Genomic DNA, 16,875 nt, shown 5'->3' on the forward strand with positions numbered 1-16,875 from the left:
GTGTTGACCGTCAAACTTTTTGGTGAGACTCTGGAAGCCCCGCGCACCTTAGCTGTTTGGCAGTGAGAACCGCAGCGGCACCAAGCACTGCCGGACACCGCGGGTGCGAACCCTCACGACCCACACCGCTTCGGTCGGTCACTCAGTGTGGAGGACCAAAAGTCATGGCAAAGGCGCTTCTCGGTTATGTCGGCGGTTCCGACCCGCGACTTCTCGCCGAGATGCGACGGCTTCAGCAGCGCGTCCAGGACCTCGAGTCCGAGCTCGTACGGATTCAGTCCGAGAACGATGCGCTGAACGCGGCCGCCGCACACAGCGAGTCGTTGCTCGACGGCATCGACATCGACGTACCCAAGGCGGAGCCTGCGCTCACCTGATCCCAGCCCCGTCGGCAAGCCCGTATCGCCACCGCATCGGCACGTGACGGTCACGGGCAGGGTGAGAAACACTCTCGCGAGATATGCAAGGGACGCTTCGGCGTCCCTTCTTCTTTTCCTCCCCGGCCACGATGTGATCTTCCACCTGATCCTTAACCTCTGATGTGCCCTGCACATTCATGGGTCAAACGGGAAGCGGCAGGTAGAGTCCGGGGGCGTGCACCTCAAGGCCCTGACCCTGCGCGGCTTCAAGTCGTTCGCCTCCGCCACCACCCTCCGGTTCGAACCGGGAATCACCTGCGTCGTGGGACCGAACGGCTCGGGCAAGTCCAATGTGGTGGACGCCCTCTCCTGGGTCATGGGGGAACAGGGAGCCAAGTCGCTGCGCGGCGGCAAGATGGAGGACGTCATCTTCGCCGGGACGACCGGCCGGCCACCGCTCGGCCGCGCCGAGGTCTCCCTCACGATCGACAACTCCGACGGCGCGCTGCCCATCGACTACGCCGAAGTCACCATTACCCGGATCATGTTCCGCGGCGGCAGCAGCGAATACCAGATCAACGGCGACACCTGCCGACTGCTCGATATCCAGGATCTTCTCAGCGATTCCGGTATCGGCCGCGAAATGCACGTCATCGTCGGGCAGGGCCAGCTCGACTCCGTCCTGCACGCCGACCCGATGGGCCGCCGGGCGTTCATCGAGGAGGCCGCCGGCGTCCTCAAGCACCGCAAGCGCAAGGAGAAGGCGCTGCGCAAGCTGGACGCGATGCAGGCCAACCTCGCGCGCGTGCAGGACCTCACCGACGAGCTGCGCCGCCAGCTCAAGCCGCTCGGGCGGCAGGCGGCCGTGGCGCGGCGGGCCGCCGTCATCCAGGCCGACCTGCGCGACGCCCGGCTGCGGCTGCTCGCCGACGACCTCGTACGCCTCCAGGAGGCGCTGAAGGCCGAGATCGCCGACGAGGCCGCGCTGAAGGAGCGCAAGGAGCGGGCCGAGGCCGAGCTGAAGGCCGCCCTGGCACGGGAGGCGGAGCTGGAGGACGAGGTGCGCCGCCTCGCGCCCAGGCTCCAGCGCGCCCAGCAGACCTGGTACGAGCTGTCGCAGCTCGCCGAGCGGGTGCGCGGCACGATCTCGCTGGCCGACGCGCGCGTGAAGAGCGCCACCGCCCCGCCGGTGGAGGAGCGGCGTGGCCGCGACCCCGAGGACCTGGAGCGGGAGGCCGCCCGCATCCGCGAGCAGGAGGCCGAGCTGGAGGCCGCGCTGGAGGCGGCCGAGCGGGCCCTGGAGGACACCGTCGCCCACCGCGCCGAGCTGGAGCGGGAACTCGCGGTGGAGGAACGGCGCCTGAAGGACGTGGCCCGGGCGATCGCCGACCGCCGCGAGGGCCTGGCCCGGCTGAGCGGGCAGGTGGGCGCCGCCCGCTCGCGTGCCGCCTCCTCGCAGGCCGAGATCGACCGCCTGGCAGCCGCCCGCGACGAGGCACAGGAGCGGGCGGTCGCCGCGCAGGAGGAGTACGAGGCGCTCAAGGCGGAGGTCGACGGGCTGGACGCGGGCGACGCCGAGCTGGCCGAGCGGCACGAGGCGGCCAAGCGCGAGCTGGCCGACGCGGAGGCCGCCCTGAGCGCCGCCCGGGAGGCCGCCACCGCTGCGGAGCGGAAGCGGGCCGCGACCCAGGCCCGGCACGAGGCACTGGCGCTGGGCCTGCGCCGCAAGGACGGGACGGGCGCGCTGCTGGCCGCCACCGACCGCCTGACCGGCCTGCTGGGCCCGGCCGCCGAACTGCTCACCGTCACGCCCGGGTACGAGGTGCCGGTCGCCGCCGCCCTGGGCGCGGCCGCCGACGCCATCGCGGTACGGGACCCGGCGACGGCCGCCGAGGCGATCCGGCTGCTGCGCAAGCAGGACGCGGGGCGCGCGGCCCTGCTGCTGGGCGGGCTGCCGGGCGGCGGCGAGGGCGACGTGCGCGAAGAGGGCCGGACGTACGCCGTGGACCTGGTGCGCGGGCCCGAGGAGCTGATGCCCGCCGTGCGGCGCCTGCTGCGGGACGTCGTGGTCGTCGCCACCCTGGAGGACGCCGAGGACCTGGTGTACGCCCGCCCCGGGCTCGTGGCCGTCACCGCCGAGGGGGACCTCCTCGGGGCGCACTTCGCGCAGGGCGGCTCGGCCGGGGCGCCCAGCCTGCTGGAGGTGCAGGCGTCCGTCGACGAGGCCGCCGCCGAGCTGGCCGAGCTCGCCGTACGGTGCGAGGAGCTCGCCGCCGCGCAGACGGAGGCCACCGAGCGCCGCCGCGCCTCGGCCGCGCGGGTCGAGGAGCTGGCCGAGCGGCGCCGGGCGGCCGACCGGGAGAAGTCCTCCGTCGCGCAGGCCCTCGGGCGGCTCGCCGGGCAGGCGCGCGGCGCCGCGGGCGAGGCCGAGCGGACCGCCGCGGCGGCCGCCCGCGCCCAGGAGGCCCTGGAGAGGGCGACCGAGGAGGCCGAGGAGCTGGCCGAGCGGCTCGCTGTCGCCGAGGAGGCTCCGGCCGAGGAGGAGCCCGACACCTCGGTGCGCGACCGGCTCGCCGCCGACGGGGCCAACGCCCGCCAGACCGAGATGGAGGCCCGCCTCCAGGTCCGTACGCACGAGGAGCGGGTCAAGGGCCTGGCCGGCCGCGCCGACGCCCTCGACCGGGCCGCCCGCGCCGAACGGGAGGCACGCGCGCGTGCCGAACAGCGCCGCGCCCGGCTGCGCCACGAGGCCGAGGTCGCCGCGGCCGTCGCGTCCGGCGCCCGCCAGCTCCTCGCGCACGTCGAGGTGTCCGTGGTGCGGGCGGAGCGCGAGCGGGCGGCTGCCGAGGCGGCGAAGGCGGCGCGCGAGCGGGACCTGGCGGAGGCCCGCGCCCGGGGCCGGGACCTGAAGGCCGAGCTGGACAAGCTGACGGACTCGGTGCACCGGGGCGAGGTGCTGGGCGCCGAGAAGCGGTTGCGCATCGAGCAGTTGGAGACCAAGGCGCTGGAGGAGCTGGGTGTGGAGCCGGCCGGGCTGGTCGCCGAGTACGGGCCGGACCAGCCCGTTCCGCCGTCCCCGCCCGCCGAGGGGGAGGAGCTGCCCGAGGACCCGGAGCACCCGCGCAACCAGCCGAGACGTTTCGTCCGCGCCGAACAGGAAAAGCGCCTGAAGTCGGCCGAACGGGCGTACCAGCAGCTCGGGAAGGTGAATCCGCTGGCGCTGGAGGAGTTCGCGGCGCTGGAGGAGCGCCACCAGTTCCTCTCCGAGCAGTTGGAGGACCTGAAGAAGACCCGTGCCGATCTTCTTCAGGTGGTGAAGGAGGTGGACGAACGCGTCGAGCAGGTCTTCACGGAGGCGTACCGGGACACGGCCCGGGAGTTCGAGGGTGTCTTCGCCCGGCTCTTCCCGGGCGGCGAGGGGCGCCTGGTCCTGACCGACCCCGACAACATGCTCACCACGGGCGTGGACGTCGAGGCGCGCCCGCCGGGGAAGAAGGTCAAGCGGCTGTCGCTGCTGTCCGGCGGGGAGCGGTCGCTGACGGCCGTGGCCATGCTCGTGTCGATCTTCAAGGCGCGGCCGAGCCCGTTCTACGTGATGGACGAGGTCGAGGCGGCGCTCGACGACACCAACCTCCAGCGGCTGATCCGGATCATGCAGGAGCTCCAGGAGAGCTCCCAGCTCATCGTGATCACCCACCAGAAGCGGACCATGGAGGTCGCGGACGCGCTGTACGGCGTGTCCATGCAGGGGGACGGCGTCTCGAAGGTCATCAGCCAGCGCCTCCGCTGAGCTGCCCCAGAGCAGCAGCTTCAAGTACTGAACGCAAGCCGACACGCCGTGGGCTCAGATTCATAGCCCAAAGACTCTTGACTTCGAAACTTGAAGGAATAGTCTCTGCAACGTTGCTTTTACCTTCAAGTGGTGGGCGGCGTGAAGTTGTGCGCCACTGGAAGGGCTCGCCCCCCACGCCCGGCGACGGCGCCGGGTACCAGGAGTTCACGTGACCAGCACAGCGCAGCCGCCGGCTTCGGGGGCCCGAGAGGCCCATCCCGACCACCTCGGCCATGTCATCTTCATCACGGCGGCCGCCGCGATGGGCGGATTCCTCTTCGGCTACGACAGCTCCGTCATCAACGGCGCCGTCGAGGCCATTCGCCACCGGTACGAGATCGGCTCCGGCACCCTCGCCCAGGTCATCGCCATCGCCCTGATCGGCTGCGCCATCGGCGCCGCGACCGCCGGCCGGATCGCCGACCGCATCGGCCGCATCCGCTGCATGCAGATCGCCGCCGTGCTGTTCACCGTCAGCGCCGTCGGTTCCGCCCTGCCGTTCGCCCTGTGGGACCTCGCCATGTGGCGCGTGGTCGGCGGCTTCGCCATCGGCATGGCGTCGGTGATCGGCCCCGCGTACATCGCCGAGGTCGCCCCCGCCGCCTACCGCGGCCGGCTCGGCTCCTTCCAGCAGGCCGCCATCGTCGTGGGCATCGCCGTCTCCCAGCTCGTCAACTGGGCCATCCTCAACATGGCCGACGGCGACCAGCGCGGCGAGATCGCCGGCCTGGAGGCCTGGCAGTGGATGCTCGGCGTCATGGTCGTCCCCGCCGTGCTGTACGGCCTGCTCTCCTTCGCGATTCCCGAGTCGCCCCGCTTCCTGATCTCCGTTGGCCGTCACGACAAGGCCCGCGAGGTCCTCTCCGAGGTCGAGGGCAAGGGCGTCGACCTGGACGCGCGCGTGCTCGAGATCGAGACCGCCATGCGCCGCGAGCACAAGTCGACCTTCCGTGACCTGCTCGGCAGCCGCTTCGGCTTCCTGCCGATCGTCTGGGTCGGCATCGGCCTGTCCGTCTTCCAGCAGCTCGTCGGCATCAACGTCGCGTTCTACTACTCCTCGACGCTGTGGCAGTCGGTCGGCGTCAACCCGGAGAGCTCGTTCTTCTACTCGTTCACCACGTCGATCATCAACATCATCGGCACCGTGATCGCGATGGTCCTGGTGGACCGGGTCGGCCGCAAGCCGCTCGCCCTCGTCGGCTCCGCCGGTATGGCGCTCGCTCTCGCCTTCGAGGCCTGGGCCTTCTCCGCCGACCTCGTCGACGGCAAACTGCCCGCCACCCAGGGCGTCGTCGCCCTGGTCGCCGCCCACCTCTTCGTGCTCTTCTTCGCCCTCTCCTGGGGCGTGGTGGTCTGGGTGTTCCTCGGCGAGATGTTCCCCAACCGCATCCGCGCCGCCGCACTCGGCGTCGCCGCCTCCGCGCAGTGGATCGCCAACTGGGCCATCACCGCGAGCTTCCCGTCCCTGGCCGACTGGAACCTCTCCGGTACGTACGTCATCTACACGGTCTTCGCCGTGCTCTCCATCCCCTTCGTGCTCAAGTACGTGAAGGAGACCAAGGGCAAGGCGTTGGAGGAGATGGGCTAATCCCCGCTGCCCCTCTCCTCGATACGAGAACTGCCCCGGTTCAGGCCCCGACGGCCTTGAGCCGGGGCAGTACGTGTTCGCCCAGCAGATGCAGGGAACGCCACCCCTCGTCCACCGGCATACCCCCACAAAGAGGGTGGAGTACGAGGCTCTCGGCGGCCGGCGCCAGGCACTCCTCGGGCGTCACCACCCGGTACACCCCCTCCGCCCGCAGCTCCCGCACCGTCGTCGCCCGCGACCGCACCGCCGAGCGGACGGCCCCCGACTGCCAGGACGCGTACGTTTTCGCCTCGTGCAGGAAGTGCTCCCCGTACACCGCCCAGGTGCGGTCCGGGTCCTCCGACAGGTGCAGCAGCGGCGTCGACGCGGCCGGCATCATGCAGAAGCCCTCCGTCCCGTGCGCGGCGCGCTGCTCGTGGTAGTACGCCTCCAGCTCCGGCAGGTGCGCGCTCGGGAAGAACGGCAGGCCCAGGCGCGCGGCGCGCCGGGCGGCCGGCCGGGACGAACCGCCCACCAGCAGCAGCGGGTGCGGCTGGGTGTACGGGCGCGGGGTGACCCGTACCGTACGGCCCCGGTACGTGAACTCCTCGCCGGTCCACGCCCGCAGCACCGTCTCCAGGAGCAGGTCCTGGAGCTCGCCGCGCCTGCCCCAGTCGACGCCGTGCGCCGCGTACTCCTCCGGCCGGTAGCCGATCCCCGCCACCGTCACCAGCCGCCCCTTCGACAGCAGGTCCAGCACGGCGACCTCCTCGGCCAGCCGCAGCGGGTCGTGCAGCGGCCCGATCACGGCCGAGACGGTGACGGAGATCCGGCGGGTCGCGCCGAAGACCGCGCCGGCGAAGACGAAGGGGGAGGGCAGCCAGTTGTTCGCGGCCCCGTGGTGCTCCTCCGTCTGGATGGTGTCCACGCCGATGCCGTCGGCGTACGCGGCCATCTCCAGCGCCGCGCGGTAGCGGCCGGAGAGCGCCTCGGGGGTCGCCCGGGGCGCGACGAGGTTGAACCGGACCACCGTGAAGGCCATGAGAAGTCCCCCTCCGCCGGACGACTGAACGCGGCGAAGGGGGACGTTAGCTGAGGTTGCGTCAGATGCACATAGTGACGGACACGGGCTCGGGCTCCGGACCGTCCGCCGTCGCCTTCCGCGCCGTACGCGGCAGCACGGCGTACAGCACCGCCGCCACCACGATCGTCACCAGCCAGCCCAGACCGTTCGCGCCGATCCACGAACCCGCGAGCGGCCCGGCGAACCAGTCGACCTTCGTGAACAGCAGCCCCACCACCAGTGCCACGCCCCACGCGGCCATGGCCTGCCACGCGAAACCGCCCCGGTACCAGTAGGCGCTCGTCCGCGTGGTGTCCATCAGCGCCTCACCGTCGTACGACCTCCGGCGCAGCATGTCGACGCCGAAGACGCCGATCCACGCCGAGAACGCCACCGCCAGCAGCGTCAGGAACGAGATGAACGACCCGATGAAGCTGGTCGCCACCACCATCAGCAGGAAACCGAAGACCAGGCTGATCACCGCGTTCACGCTGACCGCCCAGGCGCGCGGCACGTTGATGCCCAGCGTCTGCGCGGTGAACCCGGCCGAGTACATCGACATCGAGTTGATCAGCAGCATGCCGATCAGCGCGATCACCAGGTACGGCACCGAGATCCACGCCGGCAGCAGCTCACCGATGAACGACACCGGGTCCTGCGCGGACGCCAGGCTCGGTGTCGACACCGCCATCACCGCGCCCATCAGCACCATCGGCAGCACCACGATCCCGGCGCCGCCGACCGTGGAGGCGACCATCGCCCGCGACGACGCCGTACGCGGCAGATAGCGCGTGAAGTCGGGGCCGGAGGGGACCCAGCTGATGCCGCCCGCCGCGATCGTGCCGATGCCCGCGATCATCATCGCCGTCGAACCGGCCGGCTTGGCGAAGACCGCGCTCCAGTCGGTGTTGGCGACCAGATACACCAGGACGAGGACGGAGAACGCGCCGAAGAGATACGTCGACCACGTGGAGCACACACGCAGCGCGTTGATGCCCAGCCCCGAGACCAGGAAGGTCGCCGCCACGAAGAGGAGCAGCGTGACGATGATCAGCGGGGTGTTGCTCTTGATGCCGAAGAGCAGATCGAGGACGGTGAGGACGGCGTACGCGCCCGTGACCGCGTTGATCGTCTCCCAGCCCCAGCGGGCCACCCAGATCATCGTCCCGGGGAAAAGGTTCCCGCGCTGGCCGAACACCGCCCGGGACAGGGCCATGCCGGGCGAACCGCCGCGCTTGCCCGCGATCGAGATCACACCCACGATCCCGTACGAGAGGACCGGCGCGGCGATCGCGACGGTCAGCACCTGCCAGAAGTTCAGGCCGTTGAAGACGATCAGTCCGGCGCCCATGGTGAGCAGCAGCACACTGATGTTCGCCGCGACCCAGGTGGGGAACAGCTCCCGGATGTGACCGGTGCGCTCGGCATCGGGGACGGGCTCGAGACCGCGGGTCTCTATCGCGCCTTCGGACTCGGAGGCGTGGGGCATGGATCAGCTCCGTGCGGGAAGAGGGGGATTCCCCGCATCGTACGTTCCTGTCCATAAAGGTCCAAACAGGGGCCTTGGTCCCGAGTGCATGCTCCGAGACCGCTCGCCGGGGCGGTCGTGGCCGATACTGGACGGGTTATGGAAATCGTCATCCTTGCTGTAGTCATCGCTCTGGTCGCGGTCGGCGCGATCAGCGGCCTCGTGGTCAGCAGCCGCAAGAAGAAGAAGCTGCCGCCCCAGGCGCCGTCGAGCACACCGACCATCACCGCTCCGCCCGCCGAGCCGCACGTCGGCGAGGAGGCGGAGACACCGCGGGAGGAACCGCGCCGCACCATCGAGGAGGTGGACCTCCCGACGGCCGAAGAGGCGCTGGAGGCCCCCGCCGCCGTCGAGGACCCGCTCGTCGCGGCCCCGCCCGCGCCCGAGGTCGAGGTCCCGGAGCCGACCGCCGGCCGGCTGGTCCGGCTGCGCGCCCGGCTCGCCCGGTCGCAGAACAGCCTCGGCAAGGGCCTGTTGACCCTGCTGTCGCGCGAGCACCTCGACGAGGACACCTGGGAGGAGATCGAGGACACCCTCCTCACCGCCGACGTCGGCGTCACGCCGACCCAGGAGCTGGTGGAGCGGCTGCGCGAGCGCGTGAAGGTGCTCGGTACGCGTACGCCCGAGGAGCTGCGCACCCTGCTGCGCGAGGAGCTGCTCACCCTGGTCGGCACCGACCTGGACCGCACGGTCCACACGGAGAGCGACCTGGACACCCCGGGCATCGTCATGGTCGTCGGCGTCAACGGCACCGGCAAGACCACGACCACCGGCAAGCTGGCGCGGGTGCTGGTCGCCGACGGCAAGTCGGTCGTGCTCGGCGCGGCCGACACGTTCCGCGCGGCGGCCGCGGACCAGCTCCAGACCTGGGGCGAGCGGGTCGGTGCCCGCACGGTGCGCGGCCCGGAGGCGGGCGACCCGGCGTCGGTGGCCTATGACGCGGTGAAGGAAGGTATCGCCGAGGGCGCCGACGTGGTGCTCATCGACACGGCGGGCCGGCTGCACACCAAGACGGGCCTGATGGACGAGCTCGGCAAGGTCAAGCGCGTCGTCGAGAAGCACGGCCCGCTGGACGAGGTCCTGCTCGTCCTGGACGCCACGACCGGCCAGAACGGGCTGGTCCAGGCGCGGGTCTTCGCCGAGGTGGTCGACATCACCGGCATCGTGCTCACCAAGCTGGACGGCACGGCCAAGGGCGGCATCGTCGTCGCGGTCCAGCGGGAGCTGGGGGTCCCGGTGAAGCTGGTCGGCCTGGGCGAGGGCCCGGACGACCTGGCCCCCTTCGAGCCGGAGGCCTTCGTCGACGCCCTGATCGGGGACTGACCCCGTCGGATACGGATGTCATCGGCCGGGGCGGCACCTCCACGAGGGGTGCCGCCCCGGCCGCGTCTTTCGGACCGGCGTTTTCGGGCTGGCAGGTTTACGGTCGGGCTGGCAGGTTTACGGCCCGGCAGGTTTTGCCTGGCGGGTTCACGCCACGGCCGGACTCACATCCCCCACCGGTGGCAGATGTACGCCAGCGTGCCCAGCAGCAGGCGGGCCTGGGGCGGGGCACCCACGTCAAGGGCCGGGGGGCGGAGCCAGCGCGAGGGGCCCAGGCCCGCGTGGTCCGACGGCGGGGCCGTGATGTGGGCACCCCGCCCCAGGCACCGCAGGTCCAGGTCGGCGTCGTCCCAGCCCATCCGGTACAGGAGCTGCGGCAGCTCCGCCGCCGCGCCGGGCGCCACGAAGAACTGGGCGCGGCCCGTGGGCGTGACGCACACCGGACCCAGCGGCAGGCCCATCCGCTCCAGCCGGACCAGCGCCCGGCGGCCGGCCGTCTCCGCGACCTCCAGCACGTCGAAGGTGCGCCCCACGGGCAGCATCAGCGCCGCGCCCGGGAACCCGGACCACACCTCGGTGACCGCGTCGAGCGTCGAACCCGCGGGCACCTCGGGCGCGAAGTCGAGCGGATGCGCGCCCGGGGCCGTACAGTCCGGGTCGCCGCAGGAGCACCGGCCCGACGCGGCCCGTGCGCCGGGGACCACGTCCCAGCCCCACAGGCCGGTGTACTCGGCCACAACGGTGCACTCCGTGGCGCGGGCGCCGCGCCGCCGCGAGCCGGACAGGATGCGGGTGCCGCCGATCGTGAAGCCCATGTCCCCTCCAACGGTGGAACTCGCCGGTGGTTACGACCCGGAGCGCCACCGTGACGCTCCGTCGCGGACCTACCCCAACGGGCGGCGCGCGGTGGTGCGCTGGGTGGTGCGATCCGTAGTGCGCGCCTCCGCGCGCTACGGTCCGCCGACTCCCGATCGTCGTAGTGTCAAGTGAATCGCGCCTGGCGGCGACAGAGTTCATTCGAAGGGGTGGCGAATGGTGGCGTTTATGGAAACAGCCTCGCCGACCGGTGATCGTAGGATTACTTTCAGTGCACGAACCCAGGGTAGCGACCGCCCAGGTGGGTATGCCGGAGGCAAGCCGGTTCACTGTTCGAAGAGTTCAACCTCCGGACGGGCGGCGGCAACTGACGGCATTCTGATAAAGGTTCGCGCAACAGCGACTCGGCGGATGGGGGCCTTCCAGTGGGCGGCAGTGGCGCAGACGGTACGAATGCCGGGAAGCGCCCGAACGAGCAATTGAGCTCGTGGTTCGTGCGCAGCGGCTGGTCGAAGGGCGAGCTCGCGCGTCAAGTGAACCGCCGGGCGCGCCAGATGGGCGCACACCACATCAGCACCGACACCTCGCGCGTACGGCGCTGGCTCGACGGCGAGCAGCCGCGCGAGCCCATCCCGCGCATCCTCTCCGAGCTGTTCTCCGAACGGTTCGGCAGCGTCGTCGCCATCGAGGACCTCGGCCTGCGCACGGCCCACCAGTCACCCTCGGTGTCCGGCGTCGACCTCCCCTGGGCGGGCCCGCAGACCGTCGCCCTGCTCAGCGACTTCTCCCGCAGCGATCTGATGCTGGCCCGCCGGGGCTTCCTCGGCACCTCGCTCGCCCTGGCCGCCGGCCCCGCGCTCATCGAGCCGATGCAGCGCTGGCTCGTCCCCACCCCGTCCGGCGAACCGCCCCGGGCCGAACCGACCGCGCTGCGCCGCCCCACCCGGCTCTCCCGCGCGGAGCTGGACCTGCTGGAGTCCACCACCGTGATGTTCCGCCAGTGGGACGCCCAGTGCGGTGGCGGGCTGCGCCGCAAGGCGGTTGTCGGCCAACTTCACGAGGTCACCGACCTGTTGCAGGAGCCCCAGCCCGGCGCGACCGCGAAGCGGCTGTTCAAGTGCGCCGCGGAACTGGCCGAGCTGGCCGGCTGGATGAGCTACGACGTGGGCCTCCAGCCCACCGCCCAGAAGTACTTCGTGCTCGCCCTGCACGCCGCCAAGGAGGCCGGTGACAAGCCGCTGGGCTCGTACATCCTCTCCTCCATGAGCCGCCAGATGATCCACCTCGGCCGGCCCGACGACGCCCTGGAGCTCATCCACCTCGCCCAGTACGGCAGCCGTGACTGCGCGACCGCCCGCACCCAGGCCATGCTGTATGCGATGGAGGCCCGGGCGTACGCCAACATGGGCCAGCCCAGCAAGTGCAAGCGCGCCGTGCGCATGGCCGAGGACACCTTCGCCGACGTCGGCCTCGACGGCGAGCCCGAGCCCGACTGGATCCGCTTCTTCTCCGAGGCCGAGCTCAACGGCGAGAACGCCCACTCCTACCGCGATCTCGCCTACGTGGCCGGCCGCAGCCCCACGTACGCCTCGCTCGCCGAGCCCGTGATGGAGAAGGCCGTGGACCTCTTCTCCAAGGACGACGACCACCAGCGTTCCTACGCGCTCAACCTGGTCGGCATGGCCACCGTGCACCTGCTCAAGCGGGAGCCCGAGGAGGCCACCAAGCTCGCCGAGCAGGCCCTCGGCGTCGCCCGGCGGGTCCGCTCCGAGCGGGTCAACACCCGGCTGCGCAAGACCGTCGACACGGCGGCCCGCGACTTCGGGGACGTACCGGAGGTCGCCAGGCTCACCGACAAGCTCACCGCGCAGCTCCCGGAGACCGCCGAGGCGGTCTGAGAGGCGTCACGTCCACAAGACCCCGGCCGCGACCGTCACCCCGTACAGCCCGACTCGGCTCCCCCATTGCCAGGTCAATAGGGTGACCGTCGCGGCCGGTCCCGTGACGTGCGCAGAGGGTACTCCCGTGACATCCCCGTGACCCGGCGGTTCATGGCGACGTAACACACCGGACCTCTTCGTCACTGCGGCGAAACATCGTGCGGCATCGACCGAAATAGCGCTGCGCAAATCTCGGGCCCATAACCGGCCACCCCTCATAGCCGGCGCAGCACCGGCTCCGCCCCGCACAGGCCGACCGACGACGAGGAGACGCCGATGCCCCCAGGCATCACGACCCTTGCGGCAGACGCACCCGCGCTGTCCGCCGCGAACACCGGGTTCATGCTCATCTGTTCCGCCCTGGTGATGCTCATGACGCCGGCCCTCGCCTTCTTCTACGGAGGCATGGTCCGCGTGAAGTCCACCCTCAACATGCTGATGATGAGCTTCATCAGCCTCGGGATCGTCACGATCCTGTGGGTGCTCTACGGCTTCAGCATCGCCTTCGGTACCGACTCCGGATCCATCGTCGGATGGTCGTCCGACTACGTCGGTCTCAGCGGCATCGGGATCACCGAGCTGTGGGACGGCTACACCATCCCGGTGTACGTCTTCGCCGTCTTCCAGCTCATGTTCGCGATCATCACGCCCGCGCTGATCAGCGGCGCGCTGGCGGACCGCGTGAAGTTCACCGCCTGGGCGCTGTTCATCGCCCTGTGGGTCACCGTCGTCTACTTCCCCGTCGCCCACTGGGTGTGGGGCTCCGGCGGCTGGCTCTTCGAGATGGGCGTGATCGACTTCGCGGGCGGCACCGCCGTCCACATCAACGCCGGTGCCGCGGCCCTCGGCGTGATCCTGGTCATCGGCAAGCGCGTCGGCTTCAAGAAGGACCCGATGCGGCCGCACAGCCTCCCGCTGGTCATGCTCGGTGCCGGTCTGCTGTGGTTCGGCTGGTTCGGCTTCAACGCCGGATCCTGGCTCGGCAACGACGACGGCGTCGGCGCGGTGATGTTCGTCAACACCCAGGTCGCCACCGCCGCCGCCATGCTGGCCTGGCTCGCGTACGAGAAGATCCGCCACGGCGCCTTCACCACCCTCGGCGCCGCCTCCGGCGCGGTCGCCGGCCTCGTCGCGATCACCCCGGCCGGTGGCTCCTGCTCGCCGCTCGGCGCGATCGCCATCGGCGCCATCGCCGGTCTGCTGTGCGCCATGGCCGTCGGCCTGAAGTACAAGTTCGGCTACGACGACTCCCTCGACGTCATCGGTGTCCACCTCGTCGGTGGTGTCGTCGGCTCCCTGCTGGTCGGCTTCTTCGCCACCGGCGGCGTCCAGTCCGACGCCAAGGGCCTCTTCTACGGCGGCGGCTTCGAGCAGCTCGGCAAGCAGGCCACCGGTGTCTTCGCGGTCCTCGCCTACTCTCTGGTCGTCTCGGCGCTGCTCGCCTTCGTCATCGACAAGGCGATGGGGATGCGGGTCAGCGAGGACGACGAGGTCCGGGGCATCGACCAGGTCGAGCACGCCGAGACGGCGTACGACTTCAGCGGGGCCGGCGGCGGAGCCGGTTCGCGCAAGACCCTCACCGAGGCCCTGCCCGCAGCGGAGAACAAGAAGGTGGACGCATGAAGCTCATCACCGCGGTCGTCAAGCCGCACCGGCTGGACGAGATCAAGGAGGCCCTCCAGGCCTTCGGAGTCCAGGGCCTGACCGTCACCGAGGCCAGCGGCTACGGACGGCAGCGCGGCCACACCGAGGTCTACCGGGGCGCCGAGTACACCGTCGACCTCGTCCCCAAGATCCGCATCGAGGTGCTGGTCGAGGACGACGACGCCGAACAGCTCATCGACGTGGTGGTGAAGGCGGCCCGCACCGGCAAGATCGGTGACGGGAAGGTGTGGAGCGTCCCCGTCGACACCGCCGTACGCGTCCGCACCGGCGAGCGCGGACCCGACGCACTGTAAGGAGCCCCTGGGGTGACGAGTACCGAATTGACCAGCGAAGACTCGGGACCCAGCGGCTACGCGGCGGCCCGGCTGCACCTCCTGCGACAGGAGGAGCGGTCCGGGCCGCCGCGCCGTGCCGCCCTGGCGCGGCTCACCGACGACTGGCTGACCGCGCTGTTCGCCCAGGCCGCCCCCGCGCGCGGCGTGGCGCTGGTCGCCGTCGGCGGCTACGGGCGCGGCGAGCTCTCGCCCCGCAGCGACCTCGACCTGCTCCTGCTGCATGACGGCACCACGGACCCCGCCGCCATCGCCGACCGCATCTGGTACCCCATCTGGGACCAGGGCCTCGCCCTCGACCACTCCGTCCGCACCCCCGCCGAGGCCCGCAAGACCGCCGCCGACGACCTCAAGGTCCAGCTCGGTCTGCTCGACGCCCGCCACATCGCCGGCGACCTCGGCCTCGTCACCGGCCTGCGCACCGCCGTCCTCGCCGACTGGCGCAACCAGGCCCCCAAGCGCCTGCCCGAACTCGACGAGCTGTGCCGCGAGCGCGCCGACCGCTCCGGCGAGCTCCAGTTCCTCCTCGAACCCGACCTCAAGGAGGCCCGCGGCGGACTGCGCGACGCCACCGCGCTGCGGGCGGTCGCCGCCTCCTGGCTCGCCGACGCCCCGCGCGAGGGGCTCGCCGAGGCGCGCCGCACCCTCCTCGACACCCGGGACGCGCTCCACCTGGTCACCGGGCGGGCCACCGACCGCCTCGCCCTCCAGGAACAGGCCCAGGTCGCCACCGCCCTCGGGCTCCTCGACGCCGACGCCCTGTTGCGCCAGGTGTACGAGGCGGCCCGGACCATTTCGTACGCGGCCGATGTCACCTGGCGCGAGGTCAACCGCGTCCTGCGCGCCCGCTCCGTACGCCCACGCCTGCGCGCCATCCTCGGCGGCGCCCGCGGCGGCAAGGCCCAGCCCGAGCGGACCCCGCTCGCCGAGGGCGTCGTCGAGATGGACGGCGAGGTCGTCCTCGCCCGCACCGCCCGCCCCGAACGCGACCCGGTCCTCCCGCTGCGCGCCGCCGCCGCGGCCGCCCAGAACGGCCTGCCCCTCTCCCTGCACGCCGTACGCCGCCTCGCCGCCGCCACCAAGCCGCTGCCCACGCCCTGGCCCGCCGACGCCCGCGAGCAGCTCGTCACCCTCCTCGGCGCCGGGGAGTCCACCGTCCCCGTCTGGGAAGCCCTGGAGGCCGAAGGGCTCATCAGCCGCCTCCTGCCCGACTGGGAACGCGTCCGCTGCCGCCCCCAGCGCAACCCCGTCCACACCTGGACCGTCGACCGCCACCTCGTCGAGACCGCCGTCCGGGCCTCCGCCCTCACCCGCCGCGTCGGCCGCCCCGACCTGCTCCTGGTCGGCGCGCTCCTGCACGACATCGGCAAGGGCTGGCCCGGCGACCACTCCGTGGTGGGGGAGACCATCGCGCGTGACGTGGCCGCCCGCATCGGCTTCGACGCGCACGACGCCGACGTCATCGCCACCCTCGTACGCCACCACCTCCTCCTCATCGACACGGCCACCCGCCGCGACCTGGACGACCCGGCGACCATCCAGTCCGTCGCCGCGGCCATCGGGTCGCCGTCCACCCTGGAGCTGCTGCACGCCGTCACCGAGGCCGACGCGCTCGCCACCGGCCCCGCGGCCTGGTCCTCGTGGCGCGCCTCGCTGGTTGCCGACCTGGTCAAGCGGGTCGCGGGCGTCCTCGCGGGCGACACCCCGCCGGCCCCCGAGCCCGTCGCCCCCGGAGCCGAGGAGGAACGCCACGCCGTCGAGGCCCTCCGCACCGGCGAACCGGTACTGACCCTGCACGCGCAGGAACACCCGCCGGCCGACCACCCGGAGCCCGAACCGGTCGGCGTCGAGCTCCTGATCGCCCTGCCCGACCAGCCGGGGGTCCTGCCCGCCGTCGCCGGGGTCCTCGCCCTGCACCGGCTCACCGTCCGCTCCGCCGACCTGCGCGCCATCGACCTGCCCACCGAGCTCGGCCCGGCCGCCGTGCTCGTACTGAACTGGCGCGTCGCGGCCGAGTACGGCTCCCTCCCGCAAGGCCCCCGGCTGCGCGCCGACCTCGTCCGCGCCCTCGACGGCTCCCTGGACATCACGTCCCGCCTGGCCGAGCGGGAGGCGGCCTACCCGCGCCGGCGCGGCGTCACCGCCCCGCCGCCCCGGGTCACGGTCGCCGAGGCGGGCTCGGCGCTGGCCACGGTCATCGAGGTCCGCGCCCACGACGCCCCGGGCCTGCTGCACCGCATCGGGAACGCCCTGGAGGCGGCCCGGGTCAGGGTGCGCAGCGCCCACGTCTCCACCCTGGGCGCGAACGCGGTGGACGCGTTCTACGTCACGGACGCGGCCGGCGCGCCGCTGCCGCCCGCGGACGCCGCGGAGGTGGCGCGGGCGCTGGAGGCGGACCTGCGCACCTGAGGCCGGGTTCCGGCCGGGGCTGCTACGGATGGCCGCGAGCC

General features: G+C 71.9%; 11 protein-coding genes. 8 read left to right on the top strand and 3 right to left on the bottom strand.

Annotation, left to right across the window (positions count from 1 at the left end):
• Window positions 1–164: 164 nt before the first annotated feature.
• The 3 genes from ACZ46W_RS10300 (at window position 165) to ACZ46W_RS10310 (ending at window position 5,779) form a co-directional block, all read left to right on the top strand.
• A complete protein-coding gene (locus tag ACZ46W_RS10300; protein ID WP_126884705.1) occupies window positions 165–377 on the top strand; it encodes a hypothetical protein in 213 nt (70 codons plus the stop codon).
• A gap of 217 nt (window positions 378–594) precedes the next feature.
• Entirely contained in the window at window positions 595–4,149 is a 3,555-nt protein-coding gene (gene smc / locus ACZ46W_RS10305; RefSeq protein WP_468334292.1) for a chromosome segregation protein SMC, read from the top strand.
• A 211-nt stretch (window positions 4,150–4,360) separates the two neighbouring features.
• A complete protein-coding gene (locus tag ACZ46W_RS10310; protein ID WP_468334295.1) occupies window positions 4,361–5,779 on the top strand; it encodes a sugar porter family MFS transporter in 1,419 nt (472 codons plus the stop codon).
• A gap of 40 nt (window positions 5,780–5,819) precedes the next feature.
• Here ACZ46W_RS10310 and ACZ46W_RS10315 read toward each other — a convergent pair whose 3' ends face one another.
• Together ACZ46W_RS10315 and ACZ46W_RS10320 are read right to left on the bottom strand one after the other, a co-directional pair.
• Entirely contained in the window at window positions 5,820–6,800 is a 981-nt protein-coding gene (locus ACZ46W_RS10315; RefSeq protein ID WP_468334298.1) for an LLM class flavin-dependent oxidoreductase, read from the bottom strand.
• 61 nt (window positions 6,801–6,861) lie between these two features.
• Window positions 6,862–8,310, bottom strand: a complete 1,449-nt coding sequence (locus ACZ46W_RS10320) for a cytosine permease (protein WP_468334301.1) — start codon at window positions 8,308–8,310, stop codon at window positions 6,862–6,864.
• 138 nt (window positions 8,311–8,448) lie between these two features.
• Here ACZ46W_RS10320 and ftsY point away from each other — a divergent pair, with 138 nt between their 5' ends.
• On the top strand, window positions 8,449–9,672 hold the full coding sequence (ftsY, locus tag ACZ46W_RS10325) for a signal recognition particle-docking protein FtsY (protein ID WP_468334304.1): 1,224 nt from the start codon (window positions 8,449–8,451) through the stop codon (window positions 9,670–9,672).
• Window positions 9,673–9,836: 164 nt separating this feature from the next.
• On the opposite strand, the gene ACZ46W_RS10330 is transcribed toward ftsY, so the two are convergent.
• On the bottom strand, window positions 9,837–10,487 hold the full coding sequence (locus ACZ46W_RS10330; protein WP_468334307.1) for a bifunctional DNA primase/polymerase: 651 nt from the start codon (window positions 10,485–10,487) through the stop codon (window positions 9,837–9,839).
• Window positions 10,488–10,913: 426 nt separating this feature from the next.
• Here ACZ46W_RS10330 and nsdA point away from each other — a divergent pair, with 426 nt between their 5' ends.
• From nsdA to ACZ46W_RS10350, 4 genes are all read left to right on the top strand, one after another.
• Entirely contained in the window at window positions 10,914–12,386 is a 1,473-nt protein-coding gene (gene nsdA / locus ACZ46W_RS10335) for a transcriptional repressor NsdA (RefSeq protein WP_468334310.1), read from the top strand.
• Window positions 12,387–12,704: 318 nt separating this feature from the next.
• Window positions 12,705–14,051, top strand: a complete 1,347-nt coding sequence (locus tag ACZ46W_RS10340) for an ammonium transporter (RefSeq protein WP_468334313.1) — start codon at window positions 12,705–12,707, stop codon at window positions 14,049–14,051.
• Complete coding sequence (locus tag ACZ46W_RS10345; RefSeq protein WP_084904268.1) at window positions 14,048–14,386, top strand: P-II family nitrogen regulator; 339 nt, start codon at window positions 14,048–14,050, stop codon at window positions 14,384–14,386. Before ACZ46W_RS10340 ends, ACZ46W_RS10345 begins: the two co-directional genes overlap by 4 nt.
• A gap of 12 nt (window positions 14,387–14,398) precedes the next feature.
• Window positions 14,399–16,834, top strand: a complete 2,436-nt coding sequence (locus ACZ46W_RS10350; RefSeq protein WP_468334317.1) for a [protein-PII] uridylyltransferase — start codon at window positions 14,399–14,401, stop codon at window positions 16,832–16,834.
• The last annotated feature ends 41 nt before the right edge of the window (window positions 16,835–16,875 follow it).

This window comes from Streptomyces sp. NPDC031064 (genome assembly GCF_055570965.1).